Source organism: Shewanella sp. S23-S33, assembly GCF_043359565.1.
In the GTDB taxonomy this organism is placed as follows: domain Bacteria; phylum Pseudomonadota; class Gammaproteobacteria; order Enterobacterales; family Shewanellaceae; genus Shewanella; species Shewanella oncorhynchi.
This window is the reverse complement of sequence record NZ_JBHFFD010000019.1, coordinates 59,034-76,753: the sequence shown is the minus strand read 5'-3', so window position 1 is coordinate 76,753 and position 17,720 is coordinate 59,034. Positions and strand designations below refer to the sequence as shown.

General features: G+C 44.4%; 19 protein-coding genes. All 19 read right to left on the bottom strand.

Features of this window, described 5'->3' with window-relative positions; translation table 11 throughout:
• Positions 1 to 6: 6 nt before the first annotated feature.
• A complete protein-coding gene (locus ACHA99_RS05365) occupies positions 7 to 1,002 on the bottom strand; it encodes a chemotaxis protein CheW (RefSeq protein WP_168824448.1) in 996 nt (331 codons plus the stop codon).
• On the bottom strand, positions 986 to 1,777 hold the full coding sequence (locus tag ACHA99_RS05360; protein WP_028761170.1) for a ParA family protein: 792 nt from the start codon (positions 1,775 to 1,777) through the stop codon (positions 986 to 988). Before ACHA99_RS05360 ends, ACHA99_RS05365 begins: the two co-directional genes overlap by 17 nt.
• Positions 1,778 to 1,847: 70 nt before the next feature.
• Positions 1,848 to 2,369: a membrane anchored protein in chemotaxis locus gene (locus tag ACHA99_RS05355; RefSeq protein ID WP_263255139.1), complete on the bottom strand. Its 522-nt coding sequence runs from the start codon at positions 2,367 to 2,369 to the stop codon at positions 1,848 to 1,850.
• Positions 2,370 to 2,382: 13 nt separating this feature from the next.
• On the bottom strand, positions 2,383 to 3,510 hold the full coding sequence (locus ACHA99_RS05350) for a chemotaxis response regulator protein-glutamate methylesterase (protein WP_393941519.1): 1,128 nt from the start codon (positions 3,508 to 3,510) through the stop codon (positions 2,383 to 2,385).
• A 20-nt stretch (positions 3,511 to 3,530) separates the two neighbouring features.
• The gene (locus ACHA99_RS05345; protein ID WP_393941517.1) at positions 3,531 to 5,780 is read right to left on the bottom strand and encodes a chemotaxis protein CheA; all 2,250 of its coding nucleotides are present in this window, start codon (positions 5,778 to 5,780) and stop codon (positions 3,531 to 3,533) included.
• 15 nt (positions 5,781 to 5,795) lie between these two features.
• Positions 5,796 to 6,533 carry a protein phosphatase CheZ gene (locus tag ACHA99_RS05340; protein ID WP_028761174.1) on the bottom strand — a complete coding sequence of 246 codons (738 nt, stop codon included), beginning with the start codon at positions 6,531 to 6,533 and terminating at the stop codon, positions 5,796 to 5,798.
• Positions 6,534 to 6,546: 13 nt separating this feature from the next.
• Positions 6,547 to 6,930, bottom strand: coding sequence for a chemotaxis response regulator CheY (gene cheY, locus ACHA99_RS05335; protein WP_007649667.1), 384 nt, complete (start codon positions 6,928 to 6,930; stop codon positions 6,547 to 6,549).
• Positions 6,931 to 6,977: 47 nt separating this feature from the next.
• Positions 6,978 to 7,691, bottom strand: coding sequence for an RNA polymerase sigma factor FliA (locus ACHA99_RS05330; protein WP_028761175.1), 714 nt, complete (start codon positions 7,689 to 7,691; stop codon positions 6,978 to 6,980).
• On the bottom strand, positions 7,684 to 8,565 hold the full coding sequence (locus ACHA99_RS05325; protein WP_006082389.1) for a MinD/ParA family protein: 882 nt from the start codon (positions 8,563 to 8,565) through the stop codon (positions 7,684 to 7,686). Before ACHA99_RS05325 ends, ACHA99_RS05330 begins: the two co-directional genes overlap by 8 nt.
• Positions 8,566 to 8,569: 4 nt before the next feature.
• The gene (gene flhF / locus ACHA99_RS05320) at positions 8,570 to 9,952 is read right to left on the bottom strand and encodes a flagellar biosynthesis protein FlhF (RefSeq protein WP_393941512.1); all 1,383 of its coding nucleotides are present in this window, start codon (positions 9,950 to 9,952) and stop codon (positions 8,570 to 8,572) included.
• Positions 9,953 to 9,963: 11 nt separating this feature from the next.
• Entirely contained in the window at positions 9,964 to 12,063 is a 2,100-nt protein-coding gene (flhA, locus tag ACHA99_RS05315; protein ID WP_028761177.1) for a flagellar biosynthesis protein FlhA, read from the bottom strand.
• Positions 12,064 to 12,245: 182 nt separating this feature from the next.
• Complete coding sequence (gene flhB / locus ACHA99_RS05310; protein ID WP_393941510.1) at positions 12,246 to 13,376, bottom strand: flagellar biosynthesis protein FlhB; 1,131 nt, start codon at positions 13,374 to 13,376, stop codon at positions 12,246 to 12,248.
• 18 nt (positions 13,377 to 13,394) lie between these two features.
• Complete coding sequence (gene fliR, locus ACHA99_RS05305; RefSeq protein WP_028761179.1) at positions 13,395 to 14,192, bottom strand: flagellar biosynthetic protein FliR; 798 nt, start codon at positions 14,190 to 14,192, stop codon at positions 13,395 to 13,397.
• Positions 14,193 to 14,196: 4 nt separating this feature from the next.
• Complete coding sequence (gene fliQ, locus ACHA99_RS05300; protein WP_012587225.1) at positions 14,197 to 14,466, bottom strand: flagellar biosynthesis protein FliQ; 270 nt, start codon at positions 14,464 to 14,466, stop codon at positions 14,197 to 14,199.
• Between the two features lie 18 nt (positions 14,467 to 14,484).
• Positions 14,485 to 15,231, bottom strand: coding sequence for a flagellar type III secretion system pore protein FliP (gene fliP, locus ACHA99_RS05295; RefSeq protein WP_028761180.1), 747 nt, complete (start codon positions 15,229 to 15,231; stop codon positions 14,485 to 14,487).
• Positions 15,228 to 15,656 (bottom strand): flagellar biosynthetic protein FliO, encoded by a 429-nt coding sequence (gene fliO, locus ACHA99_RS05290; RefSeq protein WP_105251944.1) that lies wholly within the window; start codon positions 15,654 to 15,656, stop codon positions 15,228 to 15,230. The genes fliP and fliO overlap by 4 nt, the downstream gene beginning before the upstream one ends.
• Before the next feature lie 30 nt (positions 15,657 to 15,686).
• Positions 15,687 to 16,067, bottom strand: a complete 381-nt coding sequence (fliN, locus tag ACHA99_RS05285; RefSeq protein WP_028761182.1) for a flagellar motor switch protein FliN — start codon at positions 16,065 to 16,067, stop codon at positions 15,687 to 15,689.
• Positions 16,068 to 16,078: 11 nt separating this feature from the next.
• Positions 16,079 to 17,107 (bottom strand): flagellar motor switch protein FliM, encoded by a 1,029-nt coding sequence (gene fliM, locus ACHA99_RS05280; protein ID WP_105251943.1) that lies wholly within the window; start codon positions 17,105 to 17,107, stop codon positions 16,079 to 16,081.
• Positions 17,108 to 17,146: 39 nt separating this feature from the next.
• Positions 17,147 to 17,674 (bottom strand): flagellar basal body-associated protein FliL, encoded by a 528-nt coding sequence (fliL, locus tag ACHA99_RS05275; protein ID WP_393941507.1) that lies wholly within the window; start codon positions 17,672 to 17,674, stop codon positions 17,147 to 17,149.
• Positions 17,675 to 17,720 lie beyond the last annotated feature (46 nt).

The window sequence follows — 17,720 nt, the reverse complement described above, 5'->3', positions numbered from 1 at the left end:
TTTACCTCAACCAATTGAGTCCTGACAACCTAAACCCGCATTAAGCATTTCAACTAAGGCTTGTACGTGCAAAATGCCACACATCTGTTCTTTCACTACACCTGCTAACCAAGGACGTTTACCCGCTTGACTACGCCAGTTGACTTGCGATTTATTAATTTTTACCGCATTGACCAAGGACTCACAAGTCAATCCCCAGTTACTGCCTTCTAATAATACAAGATATTGATAATTTACCGATTGCGCCAGTTTATCTGTGTATTTTTCTGGCATAACCCACGCACAAGTATCAACAATGTTCAATTGCTCCTCCCTATGCGTTTGTACACCAAGAAACCATGCGGGTCGACCAAAGATGTGGTTTATCCGCTCAACTTTTACTATTCCGCCTAAACTCACCAAAGGCACGGCCAATGTCAGCCCTGCTACTTTAAAGAATAGTACCTGAAACTCATCATCGAGCACTTCTTGCAAATCTTTTGTCACACTAGGAGGCGTAATGCCGACTTGTGTTTCTGGCACAACCACTGGCTCAACGATTTCATCAACAACGGTTTCATTAACAACAGGCTGAGCTTGTGGTACTTCTACCACAACAGGTTGAACATCAATAGGTGGCGCTATCTCTACTGAAGGTGGTATAGGTTCTAACCTTGCAGTCTTTAGTACTGGCGCGAGTAATTTCTCTAACGCTTGCTTATTCACTTGAGCTACAACCTGGCTTACCGGAGCAACAAACTCATGTTGTCTTGGCGCCGCTTTTGGCTGCAACTGCGCAGTAGGCGTTATGGCCTTCTCTACATTCTGCGGTGCGGCAGTGCGACCATTTTCAGCCAAAATAGCCGCATCGAGCAATGCTGCCTCCGTTTGATTAACGGCAACATTTTGATTTGAGTCTGCTTTTACAATGCTTTGAGGGGAAACAATCTGGTTTGGACTGTCGTCTTCCTGTAGCAATAATGCGAAAAAATCAAAAACAGTTTCATCAACCGATTTTGACATGGCCAAACTCCCCAACTAATAAGAAATCTAATAATCTTTCATAGGCTTTAACGCCGCGGCAACCACTCGCATAATGCGATGCTGGTAAATGTGCCAAACTGGCATCTCTAAACTTAGTGTCTACTGGAATAACGTCTTTCCACAAAGTATCACTGTATTCGGCACCAAGAACTTGCAAAGCCGCAGGTGATGCTTTGGTGCGTTTATCGTACATGGTTGGCACAACAGTGTAACTGTAGCGCGTCTTCTTAGATCGCCCCATTAACTCCATTGTTTTAATCATCCGCTCTAGCCCTTTAATGGCAAGAAACTCCGTCTGCACAGGAATAATGATATGCTGACTTGCCGCAAGCGCATTGACCATTAATACCCCTAGTACGGGTGGGCAATCAACGATAGCAACATCATAATCATCAGCAACCAGTGCTAATAAATTACGTAGTACTAATCCCATTCCCTCTTGATGACCTAAGGCTCTGTCTAAGGTAGCCAATGCCATAGTTGCAGGCAATAAATCCAAACCATCGACTAAGGTTGGCACAACATGGGATAAAACGAGTTCCTTAGAAAGGTTTTTATGGGCAAGAAAAACATCAAACAACGAGCCTGGAACCTCTTCAGAATCAATACCTAAGTAATAACCTAACGAAGCATGTGGATCGGTATCTATCATAAGAACACGCTTGCCACGCTTAGCTAATGTTCCCGCTAAACTCGCTACCGTCGTGGTTTTACCTACGCCACCTTTTTGATTCGCTATGGTCCAGACTTTCAAGAAGTGACCCTACCTATACTGGTTAATATGCTAATGAACTAGAAAATTGTGAGTTCACAAATTCTAAAAATTACTGATCTTTTCTGGTCGTGACTCGAATGCCGCCATTGGGCAAACTAATCACTTTGACACCATCGGCATTCTCAGATATCACCACGGGCAGCATCTCTGCATTTTGGGGGGCAATTGTCTGAGAAACAGCTTTAACCTCTTTTTCTGGCGCTTGAAGCTGTTTAGGAATAGAGGATTCCAGATTAGTTTTTTCCTTCGCCGTATCTATTTCAGTATCTGGTTCGCCCAGCAAAGGCGGAATGCTATTTTGTACCGGCTCAGGACCAATCGCTACAGCCTTCTGCTCACCAGGAGCCGCTAATTGCAACATTGCTTTAGTCTGATCGGGATGAGACGCTAACCAAGTTGCAATGGCTTCAGCCTGTTCGTCAGGTACCATTAACAGCACCTGAGTCGATTCCAAACGTTTTACATCCGCCTGCAGTAAACTATTCTTACGCTTGTAATCTAGGCTTAAGGCACCAAGAACCAAAATGGCTATGCCCATCAACAAGATGATGAGCACACTATTTGTGCTCATCGGATATTGATTTTTAGACACGAACAGACTCTTTTAAAATACATTCGGCCATGTTGTCTAAGGCTATCGACTGGGTGGCAATCCCTGCACTCGCAACGGCTTGTGGCATACCATAAACCACACAACTGGCTTCATCTTGCGCCCAAATGGTTGCGCCTACAGCTTTCAACATACGTGCGCCTTCTCTGCCATCCGCCCCCATGCCAGTTAATACAACAGCAAGCACATCACCACTAAAGGCTTTAGAAGCAGAAGCAAAAGTGATATCCACACAGGGCTTATAATTCATATCAACACTGCCTGCGATAACTTTTAATCGGCCACTTGCTCCAGTACGTTCAACCATCATTTGCATCCCCCCCGGCGCTAAATATGCACAACCCGGTTTAAGAAGATCGCCATTAGCGGCCTCTTTTACTTCAATCTTACATAAGCCATTTAAACGACTCGCAAATGCAGGGGTAAAAGCTGCTGGCATATGCTGAATTAATAGAATTGGGTGCGGATAGTTTGCTGGAAACTGCGTGAGTATTTTTTGCAGCGCAACCGGACCACCAGTAGATGTACCGATCAGCAATAATTTATACTGCTTACCACTTGCACGAATCGTCGTTGCCGTTGACGTTCTAACAGGAGCTGCGACAGGCGTATGAGCCGATATACTTGTTGTACCTAAAACGCTACCTGTTGGACGCACACTAGGTGTTGACGCGACCACAGGACGTGCAATCGGACGAAACATTCTGCGTCGTCCCAATGCCTTAACTCTTTGTTGCAACAATAAAATGGCATCATCTTTGTTGGTCGCAATATCTTCAAAACGTTTAGGCAGAAAATCTAATGCACCAGCATCTAAAGCGTCTAACGTTGCTTTAGCGCCATCATGGGTTAAAGAAGAAAACATCAAGATCGGAGTCGGACACTTAGCCATGATCTCACGAACAGCAGTAATACCATCCATGACAGGCATCTCAATATCCATAGTGATAACTTGGGGATTAAGCTCAGCAGCCAACTTCACCGCTTCGGCCCCATTTGAGGCCGTCGCGATAACTTCCAGTTCAGGATCTTGATTGACTATTTCACTAACACGTCGTCTGAAAAAACTTGAGTCATCAACGACTAATACTTTAATGGCCATTCCATTCCTTAGCTTGGAAACTAATTCTTACTTTTCGCATAATGCTTTAGCAATCCAGGAACATCTAAGATCAGTGCAATACCACCATCCGATGTAATTGTCGCACCAGCCATCCCAGGTGTGCCATGTAACATAGCGCCAAGAGGTTTAATAACGACCTCTTCTTGTCCTATTAAGGCATCCACTACAAAACCAATTTGCATCATGCCTAATTGCACGATAACTACATGACCATGCTTTTTATCGCCATGTTTAAAGGTCGTTTTGTTTCTATGTAGCCAGTGTTCCAAATAGAACAAAGGTACTGCCTTATTACGCACTATGACAGTCAGTTGCCCATCAACAATATTGGTTTTTGTGAGATCGAGATGGAAAATCTCATTCACGCTAGATAGAGGTAATGCAAACACTTGTTTAGCGACATCAACCATTAAGGTAGGCATAATCGCCAGTGTTAACGGTACTTTAATCTCAAGTATCGTTCCCTTACCTTTCATGGAATCAATATGTACAGTGCCATTCAGCTGGGTGATACGAGTTTTTACCACGTCCATCCCAACACCACGGCCTGAAATATCTGAAATCTCAACTTTAGTTGAAAAACCTGGTGCAAAAATCAAATTATAGGCTTCGCTGTCTGTCATCCGCGAAGCAGAATCTTCATCGAGCACACCACGATTTATGGCGATTTTTTTGAGTTTTTCAGGATCCATGCCTGCGCCATCGTCTTCGATTTTCAGCAGTATATGGTCGCCTTCCTGACTTGCTGATAAGGTAATAGTTCCCGTTCTTGGCTTACCACTAGCTTCACGCTCATTTGGCATCTCGATACCATGGTCAACAGAGTTACGCACTAAGTGGACGAGTGGATCGGCAAGCGCTTCAACGAGGTTTTTATCTAAGTCAGTTTCTTCACCGACCATGATCAAATCAATTTCTTTGTTTAGTGTACGAGCAAGATCACGTACCACCCGAGGGAAACGACCAAACACTTTCTTGATCGGTTGCATACGGGTTTTCATCACAGCGCCTTGCAAATCGGCAGTAACGAGATCTAAGTTCGCGAGAGCTTTCGACATCTCCTCATCATCACGGCTGATGCCTAAGCTCACCAATCGATTTCGCACTAACACTAACTCACCCACCATATTCATGATCTGGTCGAGTCGTGCGGTATCTACACGTACTGTTGTTTCACCCTGAGGTACATTCGCAGAGCTAGCCTTAGCAGGTGCTTTATCGACAACCGCAATTTCCACCTTAGGTTTTGCAGCAACGACTGGAGCAGGAGCTGGTACTGCGGCTTTAACTGGCGCAGGAACATGTGGTGCAGCAGTAGGTGCTACAGACGAAACAGGGGGCGTAGGCGATTTTACTTCAGCTTTAGCCGGTGCTCCGCCTTTCCCATGGAGTTCATCGAGTAATCGCTCAAACTCATCATCGGTAATTTCATCAGCATCTACAATCGGTTGAGGCGCAGGTGTTGCCACAACCTTAGGCTTAACAGGCACTTCAGCCTCAGCTTTAAATTTACCTGAGCCATGAAGTTCATCCAGTAACGCTTCGAACTCATCATCAGTGATGTCATCACCTGATGTTGAAGGTGTTTTAATTGGTGCAGCAGGCTTGACAGCAACAGGCTCAGATACAAATGTGGTAGCAGCGACCGCAGGTCCCTTTCCTGAACCATGAAGCGCATCCAATAAAGCTTCAAATTCAGCATCATTGATATCATCGATACTTGAAGATGTATTTTCAATGGAAGATGAGTTATCACTTATATCTGCAGGGATTTCTTGAAGGGTAGGAGTATCAATAATGACTTCAACAACAGATTCTGGCTCTGCAACCTTGGCGGAAGCGACTTCAGATGGCAAAGGCGCACCTGAACTGAGCATTTTAAGTCTCGCTAACAAACCTGAATCGGCGGGATCTTGTTGTTCGCCCTGCTGGGTTTGCGCAAACATGGTATTAATTGCATCAACAGCCTGCAAAATAATATCCATCAACTCTGCGTTAACGCTACGCTTACCTGTCCGCAATAAATCGAAGGTATTCTCAGCCTCATGACAAACATCAACCATGGGAGTTAAGCTAAGAAAGCCAGCACCACCTTTAACGGTATGAAAACCTCGGAAAATGGCGTTCAGCAAGTTAGTATCATCAGGATTATTTTCAAGCGCAACGAGTTGCTCTTGCAGAAGCTCTAAAATTTCACCGGCTTCGATTAAAAAGTCCTGGAGTATCTCTTCATCTACATCAAAGGCCATCAAATTGACTCCCAGTTAGAAACCCAGACTCGATAGAAGATCATCCACTTCGTCTTGACCCGTTACCACATCTTGACGAAGCTCGGCATTCATTATCGGGCCTTCTGCTTCAATATTATTTTTCTGAGCAATCTGACTTTCAATCATAGGTTGCTCACCAAATACCGTCAGCATAGAAACCAGATTACTTTCTACTTCCATTACTAGATCAATAACACGACGTATTATTTGTCCTGTTAAGTCTTGAAAATCTTGCGCCATCAAAATTTGATTAAGCAATTCACGTAATCGAGTCGAGTCATTTGCACTACGAGACATAAGGTCTTGTACATCGTGACAAAGGCCCTTAAATTCAGTCAGCGCTATCTCGCGTCGCATTAATCTGTCCCAAGATGGCATGACATTTTGAATATTTACGGTCACGGCATTAGCCAAAGGTAAACATTCTTCAACCGCATCCATGGTTTTATTTGCAGCTTGTTCGGTCATGTCAATAACGTAATTTAAACGTTGCTTGGCATCGGGGATCTCTGTATTGGCTAATTCAGCAAGACGATTATCAACTTGAAAATCCATCAGCGCACTATGAAGTTGCCGAGTTAATTTACCTACTTCTTCGAATAATTCTCGTTGCAGTGGAGCAGCAAGCTCCCGAAATAAATCATCTGCCTGACTTTGCTCACCTGCACTTAATAATTCAACTAAGTGCTGAGCTTGCTCGAGCGTGATGAGCCCTGATGTTTGTGACTTCATAGCTCATCCTTGCTCAAGCGAGTCGTTCGAATATTTTATCTAACTTCTCTTTCAGCGTTGCAGCGGTAAAAGGCTTAACCACATAACCATTCACTCCCGCTTGAGCGGCAGCAATAATCTGTTCACGTTTTGCTTCAGCAGTCACCATTAATACGGGTAAATGCTTCAGCGAATCATCAGCGCGAATTGCTTTTAACAGATCGATTCCTTGCATACCAGGCATATTCCAATCTGTAACAACAAAATCAAAATCCCCCTTTTGCAACATCGGCAGGGCTGTTGAGCCATCGTCTGCTTCTTGGGTGTTATTAAACCCCAAGTCTCGCAACAAGTTCTTGATGATACGCCTCATTGTCGAAAAATCGTCAACAATGAGAATCTTCATATTCTTGTCCAAGGTTTCCTCCGGTGAGCTGACATTCTGTGCTCGATTAATAATTATACTTATGTCCAGTGCTTGAGTTTAGCTTTCAATCGCAACATTGCCTGACTTAATATCTGGCTAACCCGCGATTCACTGACTTCAAGAATGGCGCCAATCTCTTTTAAATTCAATGCTTCATCGTAGTACAGGGATAACACTAATGCATCTCTTTCAGGCAATAATTTAATTGCCTCAACCAGAGCAGAATGAAATTGGTTCTCAGCTAATGCTTCAAATGAATCATCATCGGACCGATCACTCACTGTAAGTATATCCTGAGATACGCCTAAATCTTCTATCCCTATGATTTTTCCGACAGAAACATCGTTAAGAATATGATGGTACTCATCGAGCGTCATATCAAGTTTTTCTGCAATTTCTGTGTCGCGTGCATCACGGCCCAGTTCTTGCTCTAACTCATCAATAGCGTGTGCAACCTTACGATTGTTACGATGAACGGAACGAGGGACCCAGTCGCCACGACGAATTTCATCTAACATGGCTCCACGTATGCGTATGCCGGCGAAGGTTTCAAATTTCGCACCCTTGCCACCATCAAACTTGGATGATGCTTCTAGTAACCCCATCATCCCAGCTTGGAGTAAATCATCTAACTGCACAGATGCAGGTAGTCTGGCGAGTAAATGATGCGCAATTCTTTTAACCAACGGAGCATACTGTTCAACGATCGACGATTTATTGTCTAAACAAGTATACGCAGCGGCTTTATTCACTCGTTTTTTCCTCTTGAAAATCTGGTCGTTGTACTAAACGCTCAACGAAAAACTCCAAATGCCCACCAGGTTGCTGCGGCACAGGCCAGCTCAAAATTTTATTTGCCAATCCTTGATACGCAATCGCCGCTGGTGATTTAGGATAAGCTTCAACCACCAATTTTTGTTTACGAACAGATTTACGTAAATTTTCGTCAAATGGAATCGTGGCGACTAATTCAAGTGCAACATCTAAAAATCTGTCGGTCACTTTACTGAGTTTAGCAAATAATTCCATACCTTCGCGTAAACTACGCACCATATTGGCAACTATTTTAAAACGGAACACACCATGCTCACGGCTGAGAATTTTAATCAGGGCGTAGGCATCGGTAATCGAAGTGGGTTCATCACAAACAACGACTAACACATCCTGCGAAGCACGTGAGAAACTGAGCACCATATCTGAGATCCCAGCCGCAGTATCTACGACTAGAATATCAAACTGAGTCCGCATCTCACTAAATGCACGGATTAATCCAGCATGTTGCGCAGGGCTTAATTCCACCATCCCCTGTGTTCCTGAGGTGGCAGGTACTATGCCTATCCCCTTAGGACCACGCACGATAATATCGTCAAGCTCTGCATCACCAGAGAGAACATGAGAGAGGTTACGCTCGGCACGAATACCCAGCATGACGTCGACGTTTGCTAAGCCAAGGTCAGCGTCAAGTACCAAGACACGCTTGCCTTTTTCGGCTAATGCCACAGCAGTATTAATAGAAACGCTGGTTTTACCCACGCCTCCTTTACCACCAGTGACCGCGATTACTTTCACTTTTTCGTTATAGGGTTGATTCATCATACGTAAACCACTTGCTTGATCCAGGGTCATAAATCTACTCAAATGCACAGGCCATATTATCTGACCACGCTGTGTCTTGTAATGATTGTTGTTCTGTACTATCTAACGCTGCGAGTGCCTGCTGGGCTAAATCTAGGGTATCCGCAACTTTCATATCTTCAGGAACTCTTTGTCCATCAGTAATATAACTTAATGGTAATCCGTTTTGGATCAACACACTTAATGCCCCTGCTAACGACACAGATTCATCGAGTTTTGTGAGAACGACACCAGATAGGGGAATGCGTTTAAAATGATTGACTGCATCTTGCAGCACACGGCGCTGCCCTGTCGCAGACAGTACCAGATAACTGCGGATAGGTATCCTGCTATTTGCAGTTAAATTATCAAGTTGCTGGTAAAGGCGCATATCTCGCTGTCCCATGCCAGCCGTATCTATCAATACTAGCTTGCGATTCCTAAACTGATAGAGAATTTGCTCTAATTCATTTAGATCATGAGCTTGCTTTACTGGGCAGCCCATTATTTTGCCATAAGTTGCTAATTGCTCATAGGCTCCGATGCGATAATGATCTGTGGTAATTAAAGCAACATGTTCAGCACCATGATGTGCCGCAAAACGGGCAGCAAGTTTAGCTAATGACGTTGTTTTACCAACGCCAGTAGGACCAACTAATGCAACCACCCCGCCCTGTTTCACAATGTCATCACCCTGATTGTCAAGCATATTAGCGAGACTTTGTGGTAATGCTCTGACTAATTCAGCCGGCGTATAATGCTGGCTCAGCGCGGCTAATTTATTCGCAACCGCAGGGGAGAATTCAGCCTCAAGCAATTTGGCTTCGAGCATAGCACCGACGGGATCGATGCGTTTTTTATGTTCCGTCATCAAGGAGGATACTTGATGTGTCAGTAAATTACGCAGTGATGCTAATTCATCACGCATAGCCTCAATATCAGCACTTTGTTTCTGTGATGTTTGTGGCTTTTTATCAAACGAGGAAGGCGCTTCACGACGTTCTGGTTTCACAGCAGTAGGGGCTTGTAAGCTCTTAGCCCATGCTGGTAACTCGGCATCAACTTGCTGATGTGACATTTGTTGATTCAAACGGCTTTGCTGCTTCTCAAGTAAGGCTTGTAATGAGTCTGCTGGTGCGGCTGGCTTAGCGCGAGTTTCTACACGAACTGGCTGCTTAGCACCTAAGGACACGAGATCGTCGCTCACGTCCATAAAGGTCGGTGCTGGCGCAGTGGCTGCAGTTTTCGCTTTAGGTTCGTCATAGTCAACGGCAGCGACAATTTCGATGCCACCGTTCACTTTTTTATTTGACATAATGACGGCATCTGAGCCGAGTGTTTCTTTCACTTGGGCCAGTGCGGCGCGCATGTCTTTGGCAAAAAATCGTTTAATCTTCACTTATGCGTCCTCTACTGGCCGACTGCAGATACGATACGTATTTGCTTCTCATCAGGTATTTCTTGATATGAAATGACTCTGAGATTAGGAATAGTATGTTTAACAAAGCGTGACAGCGTCGCGCGTAACATACCTGACGTCAACAATATGGCGGGTTGTCCGACCATTTCTTGCTTCTGAGCCGCATCGGCAAGGGACTGCTGCATGCGTTCTGCAAGACCGGGTTCAATATTAGGACCATCACCACCGGTTGCTTGCATTGACTGATGCAACATCTGTTCCAACTCTGGCGCCAAAGTAATGACGGGGATTTCGAGCTCTGGGCCTGAGATTTCCTGAACTATCATACGTTTCAAAGCGATACGTACAGCGGCAGTCAAGACTTCAGTGTCATTGCTCTTAGTGCCATATTCTAACAAAGTTTGCACTATAGTACGCAAGTCTCTAACTGAAACCCCTTCATTTAATAGGTTCTGCATCACTTTTACGACATGTCCTAGTGGCATGATATCTGGAATAAAGCCATCAACCAGCTTAGGTGAGTGTTTCGCAAGCATATCCATCAGTTGTTGCACTTCTTCGTAGCCTAACAACTTAGCGGCATTATTTGTGAGTAATTGACTAATATGAGTTGCAACAACAGTGGCGGCATCGACGACGGTATAACCTAATGTTTGTGCGTGCTCACGTAACTCAGGAGCGATCCATACCGCTTCTAGGCCAAAAGCGGGATCGCGCGTTTCGATACCATCGAGTTTGCCATAGACTTGACCAGGGTTGATCGCCAATTCGCAATCATGACGAATATCTGCCTCTCCGACGACGACGCCCATTAATGAAATGCGATACGCATTAGGCGATAAATCTAAGTTATCGCGAATATGCACCGCGGGCACTAAGAAGCCTAGTTCCTGAGACAACTTTTTACGCACGCCTTTAATGCGGCTTAGTAACTCGCCACCTTGGCCCTTGTCAACCAGAGGGATCAAACGATATCCAACCTCAAGACCAATAGTATCAACATGATGTACATCGTCCCAACCTAGCTCTTTAGGCTCTTTATCTTGTCTTTCTATTGGACCCGATTTCACTTGTTCTAGCGCTTTAAGACGTTTGTTTTCATTTCGTTTATAAACAAAATAAGCTGCACCAGCAGTCATAAAGGCAAAGCTTAAAAACGCCATGTGCGGCATACCAGGAACAATACCCATTACAAACAGGACTCCGGCGGCGATACCCAATGACTTATGACTGTCAAACATCTGACTCATCATCATTTGGCCCATATCACCTGACTCGTTTTGACGAGTCACCATCAAGGCTGCGGCGATTGACAATAATAGACCAGGGATCTGCGCCACTAAACCATCACCGATAGTCAGTAAGGTATAAATTTCAACCGCTTCAGAGAAACTTAAGCCATGCTGCACAATCCCTATGATGAAACCACCTACGATGTTGATCACTAAGATCATGATACCGGCAATCGCATCCCCTTTAACGAATTTGGACGCACCGTCCATCGCACCATAGAAATCGGCTTCCCGGGTCACTTCGGCACGGCGTATTCTCGCTTGGTCTTGATTTAAGGTTCCAGCATTTAAGTCAGCATCGATTGCCATTTGCTTACCAGGCATAGCATCCAAGGTAAAGCGGGCACTGACTTCTGCGATACGACCTGCACCTTTAGTCACCACCGCAAAGTTGATGATAATCAAAATGATAAATACCACTAGACCAACGGCATAGTTACCACCGATCACCACAGAACCGAAGGCTTCAATCACCTTACCCGCGGCATCACCGCCATTATGACCCTCAAGTAAAACCACACGAGTAGAGGCAACGTTGAGCGCAAGACGTAATAATGTCGCCACCAGTAACACAGTTGGGAAGGCAGCAAAATCTAAGGGTCTATCGGTATAAATAGCCACCAGCAATACAATGAGAGCTAACGCAATGTTGAATGAAAAGAGTATGTCTAATAGAAATGGAGGGATAGGTAAAACAATCATGGCCAATGCAGCAAGCACAACCACCGGCGTGCCAATGCCTTTAAAAGTGCTGAGCCTAATTTGTTTTACTTGACCAAGAGTCGCTTTAACATCCATTCGCTATAACCTAAACTTTGACGTGTAATAGCATAAAGCAAAAAACGCGCCAACAAGATTAAAGCCATTAATGAAGGAAAGATATGTACTGTGACTGATTGATATACATAAAATTAGCCATAAAAAACAAATGAACTCGACATCATCAGCTTTACCAATGACTACCATCTGAGACTAGTGGTTCAATATTTCAATTCATCTGGTATAGGTTGATTAAGTGGGATAGGAATAGGTTTACGACCGCGTCCTTTTTGATATTGGCGCAGCTGGAATACATAAGCCAAAATCTGTGCGACAGCAGTAAACAAACCTTCAGGGATCTGCTGGTCTAACTTAGTCGTATGGTAAATCGCCCTTGCAAGTGGTGGGGCCGAGACAATCGCAATATTGTGCGCGCGGGCAATCTCACGTATTTTAAAGGCCACATCATCAACACCTTTCGCTATCACAAAGGGAGCCGCAGAGCGCTGCACATCGTATTTAATCGCAACGGCAAAATGCTCAGGGTTAACGACAATCACATCGGCATTTGGCACTTCAGCCATCATACGCCTTTGTGCTAGTTCACGTTGCATCTGCCGTATATGCCCTTTCACCTCAGGTTTACCCTCAGTATCTTTATATTCATCTTTTACTTCTTGTTTGGTCATCTTAAGTTGCTTGTTGTGATTCCAAATTTGGAACGGCACATCGATGACGACAATAAACAAAATCGAGGAACATAACAGGATAAACATCCAAACCAACAAATCTAATGCATGGTAAACATTACCTGGAAGATGGTCGCTAGACAGCAACATGATGTCATTGAAATAGAAGCTTAATAAAAAATAAGCAGAAAACGCTACTACCGAAAATTTTGCAATGCCTTTGGTGAGTTCAACCAGAGCCTGTACACCAAACATGCGTTTAAAACCAGCAAGGGGACTCATTTTACTGGCTTTTGGCATCATAGCTTGGGTCGAAAAATTGATCCCTCCAAGAGAGACGTTACCGATAAACGCAACAACCACAATCAGTAGCATAATTTTAGCCATGGGCCAGGCTATTTCACTCGCAACAACGCCCCACACTTTGAACATTTCATTCGTATCAAAAATTTGCGCCCTATCCATGGTAAATACAATTTCAAACACCCGAGTTAGGCTAATGGCCAAACTTGGGCCTAGCATATAAAACCCACATGCTGCCGAAATTAATACCGCTGCAGTTCCAAGTTCTTTCGAACGTGCAATCTGTCCTTTTGTTCGCGCCTGTTCTAGACGCCTCCCCGTGGGTTCCTCTGTACGTTCATCACTTGATTCTTCAGCCATGGGCTTCTCCTAATCCCATCATATCAAGCCATCAGCGTTACATTGGAGCGCTAACATATCGCAAAGCAGCACTTGAGCCGTCGACCATACTTCATCGAAGTGTGCCATTACCGGTGTTAGGGTTAACCACAGAATAAACAGTCCACCAATCATAGTGATCGGAAAACCAATAGAGAAAATATTCAATTGTGGCGCGGCGCGGGTCATGACCCCGAAGGACAAGTTGACTAATAACAAGGCGATAATCGCAGATATCGACATAGTGAGTGCCGCACCAAACATATACGACCCCCAATCAGCCAGCGATCGATAACTTGTCAGTGTTAAGCCTTGATTAGAAATCGGCAAAGTTTCAAAGCTTGCCACTAGCATACGGATCATCAAAAGATGGCCATCCACAGCTAAGAAAATCAATGTCGCCAATAAAAGGAAAAAGTTACCAATAACGGGTGTTTGTTGGCCAGAACCGGGATCAACCATAGAGGCAAAGCCTAAACTGGTCTGCATACCAATGATCTGTCCAGTGAGCACAAAGACTTGCATCACCATTTGAGTCACAAACCCCATGGCAACACCGATAATAATTTGCTGCGCCGTGATGAATACTGCGCTTAACGAAAATAAATCCACATTTTGAGTTGGAGGAAGAACGGGTGCTATCGCAAAGGTAATTGCCATCGCCAATAATAAACGCACTCGAGTTGGTGTCGTTGCCGCCCCAAATACCACCATGACCATCAACATGCTCGCGACGCGGAACAATGGCCAAATATAAGCGGCAATGGTTTGCATTAAGGTATCGAGCAGCAGCTCCATCGCGTTAGCCTATCACTTGAGGAATGCGATTCACCATCTCGATGAAAAAGTCCATCAGGGTTTCAACTAACCAGTGCCCCATAAACATTAGGCCAAAAAGTGTCACTAACAAACGCGGAAGGAAACTTAAGGTCTGCTCGTTAATAGAAGTCGCCGCTTGAAACACAGCAACGATTAGCCCAATTCCCAGCCCTGGCAACACAATAGCAGACACCATCATGACGATAACAGCGAGAGCTTCACGAAAAATATCAATTAGCGCCTCAGGACTCATGTGTTTACTCTCCCTTGGCTATCCGAAACTATTCGCTAATGTCCCGAGGACTAAGCTCCAACCATCTACGAGCACAAACAACATGATCTTAAACGGCAGCGACACTATCATGGGAGATAACATCATCATACCCATAGCCATCAAGATACTCGCCACCACTAAATCGAGTACTAAAAAAGGCACAAATAGCATAAAGCCAATCTGAAATGCGGTTTTTAACTCACTGGTAATGAAAGCGGGCACTAACACACTCATAGGTGCTTCTTCGGGAGACTTAATATCCTTATAGCCAGAAATCTCAATAAAGGTCTTTAAATCCGTCGTTCTTACTTGGCCCAACATAAAGCCTCTCAGCGGCTCTTTCCCTTTATCAAACGCTTGCTGCAAGGTTAATTGCTCATCGATATAAGGCTTCACCCCTTCATCATAAATCCGGTCGAATACCGGTGCCATGATAAAAAAAGTCATGAACAAACTCATGCCAATTAAGACTTGATTAGATGGAGTCTGTTGTAATCCAATGGCTTGGCGTAATATCGACAGGACAATGATAATCCGCGTGAAAGAGGTCAACATGATGAGCATCGCAGGTAAAAAACTCAGCGATGTCATCAGCAGTAAAATCTGCATTGTGACCGAATATTCCGTTGAGCCGTCTGGCGCCGTTGTTACTGTTACAGCAGGTAAGACACCATCTGCGGCCCATGCTGACGGCATCAATAACAGCATAACTAACCCAACTAACGCGAGGATACGTGTTGTCATTGTTTTAATTTCGCCTGACGTAATCGACTCGCAAACGAATCAGCTTCTAGATGGATAGGTTCCGCTAACTTATCAATCAAACTCACCTGCTGCGAGCTAACCCCAAGCAAATATTGCTGTTCGCCCACCTGAACCAAGACTAAACGCTCTTTTTGACCGAGGGAAGTCACAGCAATGGTCTTTAGTACGCCATTGGTCGTGGGGACCAAATTAAACCTTCTCAGTAAATAAGCTAACGCGAAAATTAATAATAAAACCAGAATCAAGCCACCTAACATACTTGCTAAGGTCGCAACTTGAGAAGGTTCTGCCATTTTTGTAGCAGCAGGCGCTATTGAAGCAATATTCGCTGCGCCTTCCCCACCGAGGCTATCTGCGCTCGCTTGAACCGCTACCACTAAACTCTGTATTACCGATGTGCTCATTTAAAGTTCCAACGACTTTTACATCTCGTATTATTTAAGCTTTTTAATTCGCTCAGTTTGACTGATCACATCCGTTAAGCGAATACCGAATTTATCGTTTACCACCACCACTTCACCGTGAGCTATAAGCGTGCCATTGACCATCACATCTAACGGTTCACCTGCGACTCTATCTAACTCAACCACAGAACCTTGGTTAAGTTGTAATAAGTTTCGAATACTAATATAGCTACGGCCCACTTCCATCGAAATGGTGACAGGAATATCTAAAATTGTATCTAACTTAGCCGCTTCAGCCTTAGAAATAGGTCTTGAATCATCAACCAGCTCATCGAGTTCAATTGCGTTGGCTTCTTCTAACGCTTGTTCTGCCATTGCTGCAGCCCAATCATCCGTATCGTCTGTGCTCATCTTACTTCACCTTATAATTCTGATATATCACGAGATTTACCCTTACGCGTCACCAATTGCAGCTCAGATTTAACTGTCTCTGGCCGAGGGATTTTCTCACATATTTTAAGTGCTAGGTTATCTCTAGAACGGCCCATTTTACAACGATATGTCGGTAAATCCTCGATTTTCATCATGATAAACTCGGGTAACTCAATCGGAATAATATCGCCCGCTTTAAAATTCATGACCTCTTTGAGCGTTAATTCATGTTCAACAATATTGGCATCGAACCCAACCTTCACATCCATGATTTCATCGTGCAATGCCTGTGACCAACGCATATCAGTATCTTGCTTGTCACTTTGCACACCCGCATCGAGTAACTCTCGGATAGGTTCAATCATGGAGTAAGGCATAGTGATGTGAAAATCACCACCGCCTCCATCGACTTCAATATGGAAGGAATTAATCACCACAACTTCGGTAGGACTAACAATGTTCGCCATGGCGGGGTTGACTTCAGAGTCCAAATAATCAAACTCAACATCCATTACGGGCGCCCAAGCATCTTTATAATCTTCAAATATAATCTTAAGCAGTAACTGTACGATTCGTCTTTCTGTCGGCGTAAATTCTCGCCCTTCAATCTTGGCATGGAAACGCCCATCGCCACCAAAGAAGTTATCCACTAGGATAAATACCAGTCGCGCTTCCATGGTGATCAATGCTGTGCCTTTGAGTGGGCTAAAACGCACCATATTCAAGCTAGTTGGCACAAAAAGCGTATGTACGTACTCACCAAACTTGAGCATCTGTACACCGTTGATCGACACTTCGGCCGCTCGGCGCATCATATTAAACATACTAATGCGTAAATGGCGCGCAAAACGCTCATTCACGATTTCCAGCGTCGGCATACGCCCACGAACTATTCGATCTTGGGAAGAGAAATCGTAGGAACGGGCATCTTCTCCAACAGCGTCAATTTCGTCATCATCGACGTCATCAACCCCGTGCAATAGCGCATCAATTTCGTCTTGGCTTAATAAATCACTCACTATATTGCCTTCGCCTCTTTTGGTGCTGAAGTTAAAGGATTATTGCATTACAAAACCGGTAAATAGTACTTTCTCGACAACTTTACGCCCAGTTACTGACTGTAGAGTATTTTGCACACTCAGAAGTGCTAACTGCCGTAACTCATCCTTCCCCGCTTGCGTGCTGAGCTTTTGCACATCTGCACCACTAAAGGTCGTTAAAAGCGCATCTTCAATCAGCGGAATATGTTTTTGTGTTAGCACATCATCATCGGTACCACGCACCATAAGCTGCACTTTAATCTCAACTAAACGAGCCCTATCAGGCCCAGGTAAGTTGAATAAGAAAGGACGCGGCATAGGCACGTATGATGCGGTAGCCACTGCTCCTGATGCTGGAACTTCAGCCTGAACTGCACCATCGGCAGCTACGGCGGGAACCTCTTCGGTACCGCTTCCTATAAAGAACCAGACGCCGCCACCGATTAACAGCGCGACTAAAACGCCTAGACCAGCAAAAATAAATAGTTTCTTCTTACTCTTAGGCTCTTCAGTACTTTCAAGTTCTAACGATTCTTCCTTAGCCATCACTATTCTCTTTAATTTAGGCGGAAACTCATTACAGTTTTATTTG